The sequence below is a fragment of the Bacillus sp. NPDC077411 genome (assembly GCF_044543425.1).
GTDB classification, from domain to species: Bacteria; Bacillota; Bacilli; order Bacillales; family Bacillaceae_G; genus Bacillus_A; species Bacillus_A bruguierae.
The window spans coordinates 385,649-400,433 of the sequence record NZ_JBITWA010000001.1 but is presented as its reverse complement, the minus strand read 5'-3'; the positions used below and the strand labels follow the sequence as shown (position 1 = coordinate 400,433).

The following is a 14,785-nucleotide window of genomic DNA, read 5'->3' as shown; positions in this document are numbered from 1 at the left end:
TATGTTGAAAAATCAAAATGGATTTATATGGGATAGAAATAAGGAGGGTTTATAAATGAATGAACAAAAAACTGTAAAAGCATTGCCAGCGCGTAGCGAGATTGAAGTAGAAAACACGTGGCGCTTAGAAGATATTTTCCAAACGGATGCAGAGTGGGAAACGGAATTTCAAGCGGTAAAAGAACTATTACCAAAGCTGACGGAATTTAAAGGAAAACTTGGAGAGTCAGCAAATACATTGCTAGAGGCACTGCAATATGAAGATGAGATATCAATGCGTCTTGGCAAACTGTATACATACGCACATATGCGCTATGACCAAGATACAACAAATTCATCTTATCAAGCGTTAAATGATCGTGCAAAAAGTTTATACTCTCAAGCGTCAAGTGGCATGGCGTACATTGTGCCAGAAATTTTAACAATTGAAGAAGAGACATTACAATCATTTTTACAAGAAAATAAAGAATTAAAGGTATATGAGCATGCATTAGAAGAAATTACGCGTCAACGTCCTCACGTATTATCAGAGGCGGAAGAAGCGTTATTAGCTCAAGCTTCTGAGGTTATGGGTGCATCTAGTAACACGTTTGGTATACTAAATAACGCAGACTTGAAATTCCCATCTATTCAAGATGAAAATGGGGAAGAGGTAGAAGTGACGCATGGACGTTATATTCAATTTTTAGAAAGTGATGATCCTCGTGTGCGCCATGATGCATTTCATGCTGTATATGAAACGTATGGGAAATATAAGAATACATTTGCAAGCACATTAAACGGTGCAATTAAGCGAAATAATTTTTATGCAAGTGTCCGTAAATATGATTCTGCTCGCCAAGCTGCGCTGAGCAATAATAATATTCCAGAGTCTGTGTATGATCAACTTGTGGAAACAGTAAATGAAAATTTACATTTATTACATCGTTACATTGATATTCGGAAACGAGCACTTGGATTAGATGAATTGCACATGTACGATTTATACACACCGCTCGTACCAGAAGTGAAAATGAACGTCACATATAAAGAAGCGCAAGATATGCTCTTACAATCATTACATGTACTTGGGGAAGAGTATGTTGAAATTTTACAAGAAGCATATGAAAATCGCTGGGTAGATGTATATGAAAATAAAGGGAAACGAAGCGGCGCTTATTCATCTGGTGCATATGGAACAAATCCATATGTATTAATGAACTGGCATGATAATGTAAATAATTTATTTACGCTTGCGCACGAGTTCGGTCACTCTGTGCATAGTTACTATACAAGAAAAACGCAGCCTTACGTGTATGGTGATTATTCGATTTTCGTCGCGGAGGTAGCGTCTACATGTAATGAGGCACTTCTCAATGACTACTTATTAAAAACGACAGATGATAAGAAGAAGCGCCTATACTTATTGAATCATTATTTAGAAGGTTTCCGTGGCACAGTATTCCGTCAAACTATGTTTGCTGAGTTTGAACATGTGATTCATCAAAAAGTGCAAGAAGGTCATGCAGTAACACCAGATATGTTAACGGACATTTACTATGAGCTAAATAAAAAGTATTTCGGCGATAGCTTAGTTATCGATAAAGAAATTGGTTTAGAGTGGTCCCGTATTCCACATTTCTATTACAACTATTATGTATATCAATATGCAACGGGCTTCAGTGCAGCAACTGCTCTATCAAAACAAATTTTAGAAGAAGGTAAGCCAGCTGTAGAACGTTACATTAATGAGTTCTTACAAGCAGGAAGCTCTGACTATCCAATTGAAGTATTGAAAAAAGCTGGTGTTGATATGACGTCATCAGAGCCTGTAAAGGAAGCAATGCAAGTATTTGAAGAGAAATTAAATGAATTAGAAGCACTTCTATTTGAAGAGAAGTAGAAAGAAAACGAGAGTCGCATGACTCTCGTTTTTTTGTTAAAACCCTTTGAAACGCTTTTGGTTATTGAAATAAGATACAGCGAATATAATTGCTCCAAATAAAAGTGGAAGTGCTAAAATAAGCGGAAACACTTGTAATAATGAGAGAACGTATAAACAAAAAAACAAAAAAATAATACAAAGGAGTAATACAAGATAGGATTTTTTCAATGAAAACCCTCCTAAAAAGACTCTTTATATATTGTATTCTAAAATGAAAACGTTTAGAATGTGACAGAAATGTGAAATTCGACAAAAAAGGTTGTCAATTAACGTCGAATCTTGTAATATAATAAACGTGAACGAATTCACATACAAACATATACCCCTTTGTTTGAACGTGAAATTTCTCCCATCCCCTTTAATATTTTTATAAGCCGTAAAGAAAACGACCTAGTGTTTACACTAGGTCGTTTTCCTTTGTAATCCATTTCCAATAATGTTCTCGGTTTATATCAATCATGCGCACTTTTCTCTTCAGTAACAATTTTTTCATTTCTCGTTCTGTTTCATTTTCAGAGTAATTATAAATAAAAGCAATTTCTTTTGTTGATATAAACTGAACATGCTCTAGTAATAGTTCTAGAGAAGGAAGTGGTTGTGGCTCAATTTCTTCTTTTACAATTTCTTTTAATACTTGTACGTATACATCGTAACAATAAATACCGCCAATTTTAATTCCTTCTTCGTTTGAATTTGCATGAAAGAAAACGAGAGAAGGAATTTCTGTAATGTGCATTTCATTCGTAAATTTTAAATCGCATTGAAATGCTTTTGCTGCACTTACAGAATGTAAATCTTGTTTGAATTCTTCCACATCAATTCCACTTTGCTTCGCACATATGAGCAGCGTATCTATGTTTGGTTTTGCTATATTTTCGAGTAAAATGCACTCTTGGAGTTTTCGTAAAAATTTCGAACCTGCTTTTCGACCTTGTAATTCTGCCGCTTTAATTGCAAGTGAAGTGATATATGGAGTTGATGCGCCGCTGTGCATATATACTTTTCCGTCGCAAGAAAACCCTTGTAAACTTGTTGTTTTCTCCCACACAAATCGAATATTAGCAGGTTTATTCCATTTGTGTGATGGGGAAATAGCCCCTTCTACCTTACCAGTAACAATGTGACGGAGTGAAAAGTATTTTCCATATTCGAGCCATAATTTAATTATTAATGGCTCAATTTCCCAACAATCTTTACATAGTGGATCAATAAATAAATATGCTTCTACAGACTTAGGCTCACATTTTGAAGAAGAGATTGGTACAGTATGTTTTGATTCCTGTTTATCCATTAAGCTTCACCTGTTTCAGGAGTATTAACCATATGCTGTGCAGTTAATGTTAAACGTTCAAATATAAAATCACGAATCGGTCCGTGTACATCCGTATCATCCATTGCTTGCTCCATACAGGAGAGCCAGGCTTTTGCTCGCTTTGGTGTAATTTCGAATGGCAGATGGCGAGCGCGTAGCATGGGATGACCATGCTCTTCTGTATAAAGGCTCGGTCCTCCTAAATATTGCGTTAAAAATTGTTTTTGCTTCCTAGCAGTTTCTGTTAAATCGTCTGGGAAGATGGGAGATAAGTCAGGGTGTTTACTGACATAGGAATAAAATGTATCGACTAATCTTGCAATGCCTTGTTCACCGCCAATTGCTTCAAATGGTGTCGTTGGTTGCTTGTTCATCCTTATAACTCCTTTTTCCATCAAATATATCTATCCCCGCTATTATTTGTAGAAAAACAAAGAGATAGGCGAGAGATAATTGTAAGTAAGAGCTTTCCATCAGTGGGAAAGGCACCCTCTGATGGAAGTTTCACTTTATTGTAGCAACGGATTGTCATGAAGAGCAAATAAATAGCTCTCAATCAATCCTTTGCTAGTTTATTGCTCTTTTTGCTCTTTGGCAAGAAAAAAGCGTTGCACTTTGTTTTTTGTATGTCTGACAGGAATATTATGTTCCTTTAAGAAAGAAGAAAATGCTGTTTGTCCAGCCTGCTCATCGCTTACTTCATATTCGATTTCATAATCATCATGCTCGTAATAAAAACTATGATCGAATACGAGTGTACCGCCTTCGAATGTTGTTTCTGCTCGTTCTGTTGTTAAGCTTCCCATATACTGTATTGAAGAAACAGGAATTTGTAGGCTTTCTAATTGCTTAGAAACAGCACCCTCGATTACTTTATTTGTTTCAATCATTATGTGAGCTTCTTCTTCTGTTAACGTTTGATGTGTCTCTAATAAGCCAACCTCTGCTGGCTGTTTGAGTGTTAGCGTATACGTATTATTTTTATAGCGAATACGAAGGGCAGAACCAGCGTTTTTTAATGAAAATGCTGGCGTTTCGAAATAATGATTGACTTGTTTTGCAAATGTTGTAATGGAAAATGCATGACATAAAGAATGGAATTCTTCTTTTGTCACTATATTTTTAAATTCAATTTCAATTTCTTGTTTCATATGTACGCTCCTTTTATAAAATATCTGTTACTCATTATCGCTTTTTCTTAAATTTCAATCAATGTTTTATTTGTTTCAGTATATGTTATGTTACAATGAAAGTGTTGATTATGACAGGAAGTATGATATGGAGGAGTTAAAGTATGCAAAATAAAATTCAAGTTAAGAGCGTAGAAAAAAGAGAGAATGCTCTTATTTTTTGTGCAGAAAATACAGAGCTATGTGTAGAAGAATTAAAGGCACGTAGTCATGTACTTGTGGATTCAGACAATTTATCATTTTTATATATTTTAGAGAATGAAACATCTTTTATTTACGTAAGCATCCCACATACGTGTTGGGAAGAATTAAAACATGCAATGCAGAATGACGAAAAAATGTTTGTGCGTATTCAAGACGTTGAAATTGAGTTAGAACAAATGAAGGAAGAATTAGATTATTTAATTGAAAATATTGAAGGAAATGCAAATTATGGTGAGAAACTCGTAAATGAAGTAGAAAGAGTGTTTCTGTAAAGAGAAGCTTTCAGTGAGATAAAAGAAACTGATTTGTTTTGGTGGTGGTTACATTGGATCGAAATTGGGAAGAATTTTTAGCTCCTTATCATCAAGCTGTAGGAGAATTGAAAGTAAAATTAAAAGGAATGCGTTCTCAGTTTGAAATGTTGGCCGAACATTCGCCGATTGAGTTTGTAACAGGTAGAGTCAAATCTGTTGCAAGTATTATTGATAAAGCAGAAAAACGAAACATTTCGCTCAGTCGTTTGCAAGAAGAGATGCAAGACATTGCGGGGCTTCGGATGATGTGCCAATTTGTTGATGATATTAAGCCAGTTGTAGAATTTTTACGAAAACGTAACGATTTTGAAATTGTCGAAGAACGCGATTACGTGACGAAAAAGAAAGACAGTGGATATCGCTCCTATCACGTTGTTATTAGTTACCCTGTGCAAACGATTCGCGGAGAGAAAAAAGTGTTAGTTGAAATTCAAATTCGAACGTTAGCAATGAATTTTTGGGCAACAATCGAGCATTCTTTAAATTATAAATATCGTGGGCGCTTTCCAGAAGATATTAAAGTGCGTTTGCAGCGCGCAGCTGAAGCAGCTTATTTATTAGACGAAGAGATGTCTTCGATTCGTCTTGAAATTAAAGAGGCACAAAAGATTTTTTCGCGCAAGAAAGAGACGAAGGAAACAGAATAATAAACTAAAGGGTGTTGGGCGATGAAATTTGCAATTATGTCAAAGGGAGATCAATCATCAAATGCGCTTATGGGTACGATGATCGAGTACTTATGTAATTTTGAATTTACAATGGATGAAAACGAGCCAGATATTGTAATTTCCGTTGGAGGAGACGGAACGCTGCTGCATGCGTTTCATCGCTACCAAAATCGGTTAGACAAAACAGCATTTGTCGGCGTGCATACTGGGCATTTAGGATTTTATGCAGATTGGTTACCGACAGAAGTTGAGAAGCTTGTCATTGCAATTGCGAAAACGCCTTTTCAAGTTGTTGAATATCCATTATTAGAGGTCATTATTCGTTATATGAATGGAAGTAAAGAATCACAATATTTAGCGCTAAATGAAGCAACGGTAAAAAGCAGTGAAGGAACGCTTGTTATGGATGTAGAAATTCGTGGTGAATATTTTGAAACATTTCGCGGCGATGGTCTCTGTATTTCAACACCTTCTGGTAGTACTGCGTATAATAAAGCACTTGGTGGTGCAATTATTCATCCATCGTTGGAAGCGATTCAAATTACAGAAATGGCGTCTATTAATAACCGCGTTTTCCGTACAGTCGGATCTCCGCTCGTACTACCGAAGCATCATACGTGTGTGTTAAAACCAGTTACAGGAATGAACTTGCAAATTACAATTGATCATTTAACAATGGTTCACCAAGATGTTAAATCAATTCAATATCGGGTCGCAAATCAAAGGGTTCGATTTGTTAGATTTCGCCCATTTCCATTTTGGAAGCGGGTGCGCGATTCATTTGTTGCGGATCAGTAAAGTGTAACTTCCTTTCATGAAAGGTTAGCCCGGCTAATCGGGCTCGTACGGGTTGGTTTTGCATCGTAAACACACCATTAGAGAGGGTTAGAAGAGAGTTATGCAATTGAGAAGGTTTACTTTAACGTGGTGTATAACAAAAACGGATGAAGGAATGCTTATTCGAGAATTTTTGAAAGCGAAAGGTATTTCAAAAGCAGCATTAACAGATATAAAGTTTCATGGCGGAGAAATTGAAGTGAATGAACATCATGTAAATGTACGTCATGTTTTGCAAGAAGGAGAAAAGTTAGTAGTATACTTCCCGCCTGAGCAGAGAAGCGAAGGGATGCGAAGTGAGAGTATTCCTCTCTCAGTTGTGTATGAAGATGATTCTGTTCTTGTTATTAATAAGCAGCCGTATATGTCAACAATTCCATCAAGAGAGCATCCAATCGGGAGTGTAGCAAATGCTCTTTTGCATTATTATGATCAGCAAAATTTGGCAAGTACAGTACATATCGTAACAAGGCTTGACCGAGATACATCTGGTTTGATGTTAATTGCAAAAAATCGTTTTATTCACCATTTGCTATCAAAGCAACATCAGCAAAAACAAGTAAAAAGAACATATGAAGCAATTGTTCATGGAATGATAGCAGAGGACAGCGGAACAATTGATGCTCCCATTGCAAGAACAGATGATAGTATTATTGAGCGTATGGTCCGTAAAGATGGGCAGCGAGCAGTTACTCATTTTCAGGTGCAAAAAAGATTGAAAGATAAGACACATGTAGCGCTTCAATTAGAAACAGGGCGTACTCATCAAATTAGAGTTCATATGGCGCATCTTGGCCATGCGTTACTTGGTGATGATTTGTACGGGGGGAAAACGGATGAAATAAAGAGGCAAGCCCTGCATAGTACAAATTTAACGTTTTATCATCCGATATTAGAAAGGCAGCTTACATTTCATGCGGAGTTACCCGAAGATATGAAAAAGCTGATGGAACCATGATTCCATCAGCTTTTTTTAGTCAATAGAACGGAATTTCTCTGGCACAAACGTCATCGAAGAAGGAACGGACACCGTCTCCATTTCTGGATAACGAAGTCCTGTTAATTTTCCGCCAAATACGGATCCCGTATCAATATTTACAGTATGATTGACGAATCGAGGTTCTTGTACAGGTGTATGTCCATATACAATCCAAGCATCCCCAGTATAATGCTTCGCCCAGTCACGTCGGACAGGAGAACCATCAGGATGCTTTTCGCCTGTAATATCACCGTACAAGACGAAAGTTTGAACTTTCTTATCGCTTCTTCCAATGTAATCTTGGCGAATACCAGCGTGACAAACAACAAGTTTTTCGTTATCTAGTACGTGATAGAGAGGCGATTGTTCGTAAAGGTCGATAAACTTTTTCTGGATGATTTTTTGCTCGCGTGTGCCTAATGATTCGTATTCTGCAACGGTTGTTTCTAGACCGTGTGCCACCTGCACCTTGCGCCCAAGAAAGTAACGATATAATTTATTGCAGTGATTGCCAGGAGCATAATATGCTTCTTGTTTATGTATGACAAGTTCCCAAACAATTTCAATCATGCGAAGAGAATGAGGACCGCGGTCTGTAATATCGCCTACGAAAGCAAGTTGTCGTTTTTGAGGATGAACTGGTAATCCGCTATCCCATGTATAGCCAAGCTGCTTTGTTAATGCTTGAAATTCCTCTAAACAGCCATGAATATCTCCAATAACATCATACTTCATATGAAATCACCTACTCTTTTTTTTGATTAGTATACCGCTATGAAGAGAAGAAAAAACCATATCCACTAGGATATGGTTTAATCAAACATAAATTTCTTTGTTCGTGACTGTACGTTCAGAATGAAGCCAATTGCAATCATATAGGTAAGTAAGGAACTACCACCGTAGCTTAAAAGTGGTAATGTAATACCGGTAATAGGAAGTAGTCCAATTGTCATACCGATATTTTGGAATACTTGGAATGTAAACATCCCAATTGTTCCTGCGCATATATAACTGCCATATGGATCATTACTTTCTAACGCAATATGAATCATACGATAAATCAGCAGGAAGTAGAGTGAAATAACGACGCTTCCTCCTAAAAATCCAAATTTCTCAGCGATATTTGTAAATATAAAGTCTGTATGAGGTTCAGGGAAGTATACTTGTCCATTTTCCCAGCCTTTGCCGTACAATTCACCGGATCCAGTTGCTAAAAGAGATTGTGTTAATTGAAAACCTTGTGTTTCGTATTCATAAGGCGCTAACCAACCGTAGAAACGATCTAATTGATATTCCTTTAAAATATGCGCTTTAAAAAATGCAGTGTGCGCAAAGTAAATATACACAAGGATTGTAGCAACTGCAACGACAATGCCAGCTAAACTGAAAATAAAGCGCCAGCGAACCCCGGATACTAAAATCATAGCAGCAAGCATTGCTGAAATTACCATCGTATTTCCTAAATCAGGTTCTTTGGCAATTAACAGCAGTGGTGGTAAACTCGCCGCAAAAATTTTCCCAAGTAAGAGTAAATCTTCTCGCGGTGTTCGAATTACATATTTTTCATTATGGTCTACGATAATACGACCAACGACAAGAATTAAAAAGAGTTTCATAATTTCTGATGGCTGGAAATTACCGATACCTGGAATTGAGTACCAAGCAGTTGCCCCTTTAATTGTTACCGCGCCTGGAATATGAAACTCAAGTCCAAGAAGAAGAACCATTGCAAATCCATATAAATACCAGCAAATTTGTTTATAACGATCAAAGTCGATGATCATAACGGCAGCAATTGCGATCACACCAATTACATACCATTTAATTTGCTGGGCGACGAAGTTAACCTTTTGTAAATTTGGCGGTAAGGACGGCTGTGCACTTGCAATAGCAAAACAACTTACCATAGCGATTGATAGTACAATTAGTATTAAAATGTAATCTATTTGATATTGAGAATTTTTATCTTTCACCGTACTGTATTCCTTTCTATTACTCATTATTATAAAAAAAGACACTATTACCATCTTAGCGGATTTTTTGTTGTTTGCAAATATGTTGTTTAGATTTAGATAGAGGAATGTCAGATGTTGGGGAAGGAAACGTATGATATTGATGATTATGCGATTCTTATGTAAGAAACTACAAAATGTTTTGCTATATGAATCCATTTTCATTTTTAGATATCTAGATTACGGCTATGCAGAAGAGCCTGCACTTGCTTTGTCCCTTTGTTTTACCTTGCATGGGGCAGGAAAGGGCACTGACCGCTTCTATGCATGGCAGATGCTCTCGCCCACCGAAAAAGAATGGTTTTATGTCGGCTTTTTAATTTGGATTTATATAGCTATAAATATATAAGGCAGGATTATAATGCTTCTGTATTGAAATAAAAAAGTATTATATAGTAGAAAATGATTTTTTATTTTGCCTTATGGATAATTTATGATATTATAAAAATAGTATCAGGTACTAATAACTACTGTTATTTATGAAAATAGGAGGATAAATACATGGATCTTCTCAATCTAAAAGGAAAAAATATTGTTGTAATGGGTGTTGCAAACCAGCGAAGCATTGCTTGGGGTATTGCTCGTTCATTACATAGCGCAGGAGCAAACTTAATTTTCACATATGCTGGAGAGCGTTTAGAAAAGAATGTACGTGATTTAGCAGAATCATTAGAAGGACAAAAGTCACTTGTATTACCGTGCGATGTAACAAATGATGAAGATATCGCAAGCTGCTTCCAAACAATTAAGGAAGAGGTTGGAGTTATTCATGGACTGGCTCATTGTATTGCGTTTGCAGAACGCGATGATTTAAAAGGTGAGTTCGTTGATACATCTCGTAATGGCTTTTTGTTAGCACAAAATATTAGCTCATTCTCTTTAACAGCTGTATCAAGAGCAGCGAAAGAAGTGATGACAGAAGGCGGAAGCATTGTTACATTAACATACCTTGGCGGAGAACGCGTTGTATCGAACTACAACGTAATGGGCGTTGCAAAAGCATCATTAGAAGCGAGCGTAAAATATTTAGCGAACGACTTAGGAAAGCATAATATCCGTATCAATGCTGTATCAGCAGGACCAATTCGCACATTATCTGCAAAAGGTGTTGGCGATTTCAACAGCATCTTAAAACAAATTGAAGAACGTGCGCCGTTGCGTCGTAACGTAACACAAGAAGAAGTAGGAAATACAGCGTTATTCTTATTCAGTGATCTAGCAAGTGGTGTGACTGGTGAGAATATTCATGTAGATTCTGGATATCATATTTTAGGATAAAAAGTTTGAAAAAAGCAATTGGCCGTATATAGCCAATTGCTTTTTTGTATGTTTTTAAGTTTGCTCTAAGTAACTGACTAGGCCAATATGATGATAGAGGGAAGGCTCTGTTAAGACTCGGATTGTTTTTTAATAATTCCATCGAAAGGGGAATCTAATCATGTTAAACGAAGTTAAGATCCTGATTTCCCCCCGTGCTATAATCTGGCAAGGAGCCGATATTAATTGTTGATGTATTTGAATATTAGCAATAAAAACAATTGATAGCAAGGCGGAAGCTTGTACGACCATTTTTGACAATTGTGCAATAAGTCTCTACTTCTTTTCCATCCATCAATCTGTTGTTGATTAAACAGAGGAATTCTGGTTTTAAATTTTAAAATTTCTACTTGATAAATATGGGCGATTTTATTTATCGTTTTCGGATTATGAGTAAAGTATCATATAAACCGAAATACTCATAATCTTCATTCATGCAAAGTTCATGTATGGCTTGAGCTACCCCTAGATTATGGGGATGACCATAGTCATGGAAAGCAATTAAGCCTCCCTTTACAACTCTCGGTGTATAATGAATAATATCATGTTTAACACTTGAATATTCGTGATCACCATCAATAAATAACGCTGCTATTAATTTAGGACAATCATCATAAGCTTCTGTACTATACTTTTTAATTGGAATAACACTATCTTCTAGTCCATGATTCTTTATATTATCCCAGAAAATATCAAAATAATTTCCATAATAAAGTTCGTTATTTGGTATAAATGGGTCAATGGCATAAATCGGACACTTTTTTGTGCTCATTAAAGAACTGCCAAGACCTAATGCAATGGTACTCTTTCCTTTATATGAACCGATTTCAACTATATCTCCGTATAGATGGTCAACTAGTGCAGGTAAATGTAATAGTGCGAATTGTTCGGAAAAGTGCAGCCACCCTTCGATACTATCTACAATTGTTAGTAGTTCATATATACTTTTATTATTTTCCATATTAAAAATAACCTCCTTTCTCAATGTTAGAATATTACATATTATGTATATGCTTAACTTTATTTTTCGATATAATAAAAAGGTCTATTTTCAATACGCCCAGTCACTTCTTTTGTTTCTGTCGATTATGGACGACTGGTAACTCAGACGGAAATTGCATAAAAGGGCGCTCTTTCGTTCTCATAGAGATGACACCTATCTTTTATTGAGAATTTGGTTTCATTACCTTAATTCTGCTATAAAAGAAGGTGTCATTTTTTTTTGTATTATATATCAAGTATTGTTGTTTTATATGAAACTGAGAAAGCTGAATAATTAAGATTTTATTGTCAGCAATACTTTCGAAGGATCATTATTTTTTTTCCATTGGTAGTTAGGAACAAACACTTGTTTTCTCCTAGTTTCTAGATGTAGAATTTTTTCAACTGTTTCATCGATTATCTGATTGCGATTAGGGCATAATTGTTTAATATTTTTTTTAATATCATATAATAAAGCTTTTGTTTTCAAGGTGTCCTCATGAGAACTCTCTTTCGATATAAAAGGTATCGTTGCTATTTGTGTACGAGGGCAAGTATGTTCAATGATATAAAAAGATTTCCTAAGTAAAATTCCTTCTAAGTCAGCAATGGTTTGTAAGAGTGGGAATATACAAGTTTTTATAGTAACCAATAAATCATCATCTTCATCTGTATGATGATTTTTAAGAATTACCACCATATCATGTGCTGCATGTAAATACTTGTAAATAGAACGTTCCATATGAAAGATTGACCGTAAGGAAGATACATAGTTCTCTTCAGTAAATAGATAGAACAACACCTTCCCCTCCTTTACTCAAATAAGTATTTGTTTTATTTTGATGGACGACATTTACAGCATACTCTACGCCGGCTTTGGATTAAATCCGTTACATTTTCAAACTTTCTTAATAATAGCCATTCTTTCATTAAGACCGTTTCAACAAATCTGGTTGCTTCTCTGTTGAATTGAAGAATTTGACTGTTGGTAGGATGTGTAGGGAAATCTAAACATTTTCCAACAAAGGCTTGCATTTTTTCAGCTTCAGCGTTTAAAAGATGTGATAAAGCAATCTCCTCTAATGCTATTGATTCCAATAAATCTATGATAACTTGCTTCTGATTTGGCCGATTGGGTTCTGCCGGTATTGTTGGCATACTCAAGGTATAACACCTTCCTTTTCGTTAATGTACGTTGTTATTGTATGATTCGCCTATATTTTCTGTGACAAATGCCCTGATGAAAATGCACTCGTTGTCATCAGATACTGTTTCCGGCCTACATTGGTGACCATAAATTCAATATAGAGACGTATTATTTTACATCATAAAAAAGTCCAAAGTTAGGCTGCCACTAAACCTCCGATTAAACAAGAATTAGTTTTATTTTGTTTTGATCCAGAAAGATCCTCCATGCCGTTCGACGCCTTGCATCTTTGGATCGTCCCATAAGGGAGCCAAGACCTTACTTAACTCAGGGTCTTGAGCAATAAACATGCCCGGAAATATAATTTCATACTTATTTCCATCCGCCAATAAGGTGGAGGCAAGCAAATATTGTTCATTGTAATATCGTGTAATCCATTCTTGAGGGTAATCATGAGGAAGATATATATCATGGAACTCAATAAAAACGCCGGGTTTTAATCTTGGTAAAATTTCTAGAAAAATAACGGTCACATCCGAATTCATAAAAGAACGATGGCTATTATCTATAAAAAGAATATCCCCTGTTTCCAAATCATCAAAAATATGCAAATCAACGTCTTCAAGAGGCTGTCTCACAACATGATTACAAATGGAATCAATTTCGGCCCTTGGAGAAGGATCGATAGAGAGAATCTCAGTTTGAAGGTTATGATCCTTAATAGCTTGTTTTGCAAATTTTGTTGAATTTCCAGATCCTATCTCGTAATATCGCATTGGGTTATTCTCACATAAGAATCCGTAAATAGCTACTGAATCTAGGCCAGGCAACCATCCGTTTATCCAAAAAGGGCAATTAGGGAATGCCTTATTTTCATGCCTATTGATGTGAATAAATTTTTCTTTATGCTTCAAGAATTTTTTTAGGTATTCCTCATATAACAACCGATTTCTATTAATGATTTCGTGTAATTTTGCATGCGGAGGTTTATTCCACCCAAAACGGGGGGTTGATTTGATTGGATAATCGAGAAAAATGAAATGCTGATATTGACTCATGATAATTCCTCCTTATTTATCACTTCAGTTGGACAGTAGATACAACTAGAGGAAATGATTTCTACATATGGCAGTTAAAAATGCCCATAGAACAAAGCGTTTTGGTGCAAAAATCAAAATGAATGTCCAAGATTGGTGATTTATAATGACATATGGTGCATTTATATACCAAAACGAACTCTATATTGTGATTAGAAAGATGAAAAATATTTTTATTTATATCTTTGCACCAAAACGAACTATACTAACGCCATTTGGATTTTATTATCAGGCAAACTTTCGAAGGATTGTTATTTTTTTATTTCCTTTACTCAAAAGAAAATTTGTTTTATTTTGACGGACGACATTTACAGCATACTCTACGCCGGCTTTGGATTAAATCTGTTATATTTTCGAACTTTCTTAATAATAACCATTCTTTCATTAAGACCGTTTCAACAAATCTGGTTGCTTCTCTGTTGAATTGAAGAATTTGCCGGTTTGTAGGACATGTTGGGAAATCTAAACATTTTCCAACAAAAGCTTGCATTTTTTCAGCTTCAGCGTTTAAAAGGTGTGATAAAGCAATCTCCTCTAAAGCTATTGATTCCAATAAATCTATAATAACTTGCTTCTGATTTGGACGATGGGGTTCTGCTGGTATTGTTGGCATACTCAAGGTATAACACCTTCCTTTTCGTTAATGTACGTTGTTATTGTATGATTCGCCTATATTTTCTGTGACAAATGCCCTGATGAAAATGTATTCGTATCATCAGATGATGTTTTCGGCCTATACTGGTGACCATAAATTCAATACTGTACGTTTTATTTTTCATCATAAAAAAAGCCTCCTGCTTACA

The 14,785-nt window shown here is 35.8% G+C and carries 18 protein-coding genes; 7 read left to right on the top strand and 11 right to left on the bottom strand.

The window, feature by feature from the left end; genetic code table 11:
- Positions 1–55: 55 nt before the first annotated feature.
- The gene (gene pepF / locus ACIGHG_RS02060) at positions 56–1,882 is read left to right on the top strand and encodes an oligoendopeptidase F (protein WP_396546934.1); all 1,827 of its coding nucleotides are present in this window, start codon (positions 56–58) and stop codon (positions 1,880–1,882) included.
- Between the two features lie 36 nt (positions 1,883–1,918).
- Here the strand turns inward: pepF and ACIGHG_RS02055 are convergent, their stop codons facing one another.
- The 4 genes from ACIGHG_RS02055 to ACIGHG_RS02040 all read right to left on the bottom strand — a co-directional run bounded on the left by ACIGHG_RS02055 (position 1,919) and on the right by ACIGHG_RS02040 (position 4,387).
- The gene (locus ACIGHG_RS02055; protein WP_090915851.1) at positions 1,919–2,092 is read right to left on the bottom strand and encodes a hypothetical protein; all 174 of its coding nucleotides are present in this window, start codon (positions 2,090–2,092) and stop codon (positions 1,919–1,921) included.
- Positions 2,093–2,321: 229 nt separating this feature from the next.
- Complete coding sequence (locus tag ACIGHG_RS02050; RefSeq protein ID WP_336472173.1) at positions 2,322–3,215, bottom strand: ClpXP adapter SpxH family protein; 894 nt, start codon at positions 3,213–3,215, stop codon at positions 2,322–2,324.
- Positions 3,215–3,610: a globin domain-containing protein gene (locus ACIGHG_RS02045; RefSeq protein WP_090915855.1), complete on the bottom strand. Its 396-nt coding sequence runs from the start codon at positions 3,608–3,610 to the stop codon at positions 3,215–3,217. Before ACIGHG_RS02045 ends, ACIGHG_RS02050 begins: the two co-directional genes overlap by 1 nt.
- 198 nt (positions 3,611–3,808) lie before the next feature.
- The gene (locus tag ACIGHG_RS02040) at positions 3,809–4,387 is read right to left on the bottom strand and encodes a CYTH domain-containing protein (RefSeq protein WP_336472172.1); all 579 of its coding nucleotides are present in this window, start codon (positions 4,385–4,387) and stop codon (positions 3,809–3,811) included.
- A gap of 143 nt (positions 4,388–4,530) precedes the next feature.
- Here ACIGHG_RS02040 and ACIGHG_RS02035 point away from each other — a divergent pair, with 143 nt between their 5' ends.
- From ACIGHG_RS02035 to ACIGHG_RS02020, 4 genes are all read left to right on the top strand, one after another.
- The gene (locus ACIGHG_RS02035) at positions 4,531–4,902 is read left to right on the top strand and encodes a UPF0738 family protein (RefSeq protein WP_090915859.1); all 372 of its coding nucleotides are present in this window, start codon (positions 4,531–4,533) and stop codon (positions 4,900–4,902) included.
- A 53-nt stretch (positions 4,903–4,955) separates the two neighbouring features.
- On the top strand, positions 4,956–5,591 hold the full coding sequence (gene yjbM / locus ACIGHG_RS02030; protein WP_090915861.1) for a GTP diphosphokinase: 636 nt from the start codon (positions 4,956–4,958) through the stop codon (positions 5,589–5,591).
- A 21-nt stretch (positions 5,592–5,612) separates the two neighbouring features.
- Positions 5,613–6,410 carry an NAD kinase gene (locus ACIGHG_RS02025; protein ID WP_090915863.1) on the top strand — a complete coding sequence of 266 codons (798 nt, stop codon included), beginning with the start codon at positions 5,613–5,615 and terminating at the stop codon, positions 6,408–6,410.
- A 106-nt stretch (positions 6,411–6,516) separates the two neighbouring features.
- Complete coding sequence (locus ACIGHG_RS02020) at positions 6,517–7,407, top strand: RluA family pseudouridine synthase (RefSeq protein WP_396547187.1); 891 nt, start codon at positions 6,517–6,519, stop codon at positions 7,405–7,407.
- Positions 7,408–7,422: 15 nt separating this feature from the next.
- Here the strand turns inward: ACIGHG_RS02020 and prpE are convergent, their stop codons facing one another.
- The gene (gene prpE / locus ACIGHG_RS02015) at positions 7,423–8,163 is read right to left on the bottom strand and encodes a bis(5'-nucleosyl)-tetraphosphatase PrpE (RefSeq protein WP_396546931.1); all 741 of its coding nucleotides are present in this window, start codon (positions 8,161–8,163) and stop codon (positions 7,423–7,425) included.
- 77 nt (positions 8,164–8,240) lie between these two features.
- Entirely contained in the window at positions 8,241–9,401 is a 1,161-nt protein-coding gene (locus tag ACIGHG_RS02010; RefSeq protein ID WP_090915867.1) for an FtsW/RodA/SpoVE family cell cycle protein, read from the bottom strand.
- 133 nt (positions 9,402–9,534) lie between these two features.
- Here ACIGHG_RS02010 and ACIGHG_RS02005 point away from each other — a divergent pair, with 133 nt between their 5' ends.
- Both ACIGHG_RS02005 and fabI read left to right on the top strand, forming a co-directional pair.
- Entirely contained in the window at positions 9,535–9,789 is a 255-nt protein-coding gene (locus ACIGHG_RS02005) for a hypothetical protein (protein ID WP_396546929.1), read from the top strand.
- Positions 9,790–9,941: 152 nt separating this feature from the next.
- Positions 9,942–10,718 (top strand): enoyl-ACP reductase FabI, encoded by a 777-nt coding sequence (gene fabI, locus ACIGHG_RS02000; protein ID WP_336472169.1) that lies wholly within the window; start codon positions 9,942–9,944, stop codon positions 10,716–10,718.
- A gap of 412 nt (positions 10,719–11,130) precedes the next feature.
- On the opposite strand, the gene ACIGHG_RS01995 is transcribed toward fabI, so the two are convergent.
- The 5 genes from ACIGHG_RS01995 to ACIGHG_RS01975 all read right to left on the bottom strand — a co-directional run bounded on the left by ACIGHG_RS01995 (position 11,131) and on the right by ACIGHG_RS01975 (position 14,595).
- Positions 11,131–11,718 (bottom strand): class I SAM-dependent methyltransferase, encoded by a 588-nt coding sequence (locus tag ACIGHG_RS01995; RefSeq protein ID WP_336472168.1) that lies wholly within the window; start codon positions 11,716–11,718, stop codon positions 11,131–11,133.
- 315 nt (positions 11,719–12,033) lie between these two features.
- Complete coding sequence (locus ACIGHG_RS01990) at positions 12,034–12,480, bottom strand: hypothetical protein (protein WP_396546926.1); 447 nt, start codon at positions 12,478–12,480, stop codon at positions 12,034–12,036.
- Positions 12,481–12,572: 92 nt separating this feature from the next.
- Positions 12,573–12,896, bottom strand: coding sequence for an alpha-helical endospore appendage domain-containing protein (locus ACIGHG_RS01985; protein WP_244547957.1), 324 nt, complete (start codon positions 12,894–12,896; stop codon positions 12,573–12,575).
- Between the two features lie 225 nt (positions 12,897–13,121).
- Positions 13,122–13,943 carry a class I SAM-dependent methyltransferase gene (locus ACIGHG_RS01980; protein WP_396546924.1) on the bottom strand — a complete coding sequence of 274 codons (822 nt, stop codon included), beginning with the start codon at positions 13,941–13,943 and terminating at the stop codon, positions 13,122–13,124.
- 328 nt (positions 13,944–14,271) lie between these two features.
- Positions 14,272–14,595 carry an alpha-helical endospore appendage domain-containing protein gene (locus ACIGHG_RS01975; protein WP_336472165.1) on the bottom strand — a complete coding sequence of 108 codons (324 nt, stop codon included), beginning with the start codon at positions 14,593–14,595 and terminating at the stop codon, positions 14,272–14,274.
- Positions 14,596–14,785: the final 190 nt, after the last annotated feature.

Excerpts from the sequence above, each read along its gene's own strand:
- ACIGHG_RS02005 (WP_396546929.1), top strand. The coding sequence starts at position 9,535 with ATGATATTGATGATTATGCGATTCTTATGTAAGAAACTACAAAATGTT.
- ACIGHG_RS01995 (WP_336472168.1), bottom strand. The coding sequence starts at position 11,718 with ATGGAAAATAATAAAAGTATATATGAACTACTAACAATTGTAGATAGT.
- pepF (WP_396546934.1), top strand. The coding sequence starts at position 56 with ATGAATGAACAAAAAACTGTAAAAGCATTGCCAGCGCGTAGCGAGATT.
- ACIGHG_RS01990 (WP_396546926.1), bottom strand. The coding sequence starts at position 12,480 with ATGGAACGTTCTATTTACAAGTATTTACATGCAGCACATGATATGGTG.
- ACIGHG_RS02050 (WP_336472173.1), bottom strand. The coding sequence starts at position 3,215 with ATGGATAAACAGGAATCAAAACATACTGTACCAATCTCTTCTTCAAAA.
- ACIGHG_RS02025 (WP_090915863.1), top strand. The coding sequence starts at position 5,613 with ATGAAATTTGCAATTATGTCAAAGGGAGATCAATCATCAAATGCGCTT.
- ACIGHG_RS01985 (WP_244547957.1), bottom strand. The coding sequence starts at position 12,896 with ATGCCAACAATACCGGCAGAACCCAATCGGCCAAATCAGAAGCAAGTT.
- ACIGHG_RS02045 (WP_090915855.1), bottom strand. The coding sequence starts at position 3,610 with ATGAACAAGCAACCAACGACACCATTTGAAGCAATTGGCGGTGAACAA.
- ACIGHG_RS01975 (WP_336472165.1), bottom strand. The coding sequence starts at position 14,595 with ATGCCAACAATACCAGCAGAACCCCATCGTCCAAATCAGAAGCAAGTT.
- ACIGHG_RS01980 (WP_396546924.1), bottom strand. The coding sequence starts at position 13,943 with ATGAGTCAATATCAGCATTTCATTTTTCTCGATTATCCAATCAAATCA.
- ACIGHG_RS02040 (WP_336472172.1), bottom strand. The coding sequence starts at position 4,387 with ATGAAACAAGAAATTGAAATTGAATTTAAAAATATAGTGACAAAAGAA.
- fabI (WP_336472169.1), top strand. The coding sequence starts at position 9,942 with ATGGATCTTCTCAATCTAAAAGGAAAAAATATTGTTGTAATGGGTGTT.
- ACIGHG_RS02035 (WP_090915859.1), top strand. The coding sequence starts at position 4,531 with ATGCAAAATAAAATTCAAGTTAAGAGCGTAGAAAAAAGAGAGAATGCT.
- prpE (WP_396546931.1), bottom strand. The coding sequence starts at position 8,163 with ATGAAGTATGATGTTATTGGAGATATTCATGGCTGTTTAGAGGAATTT.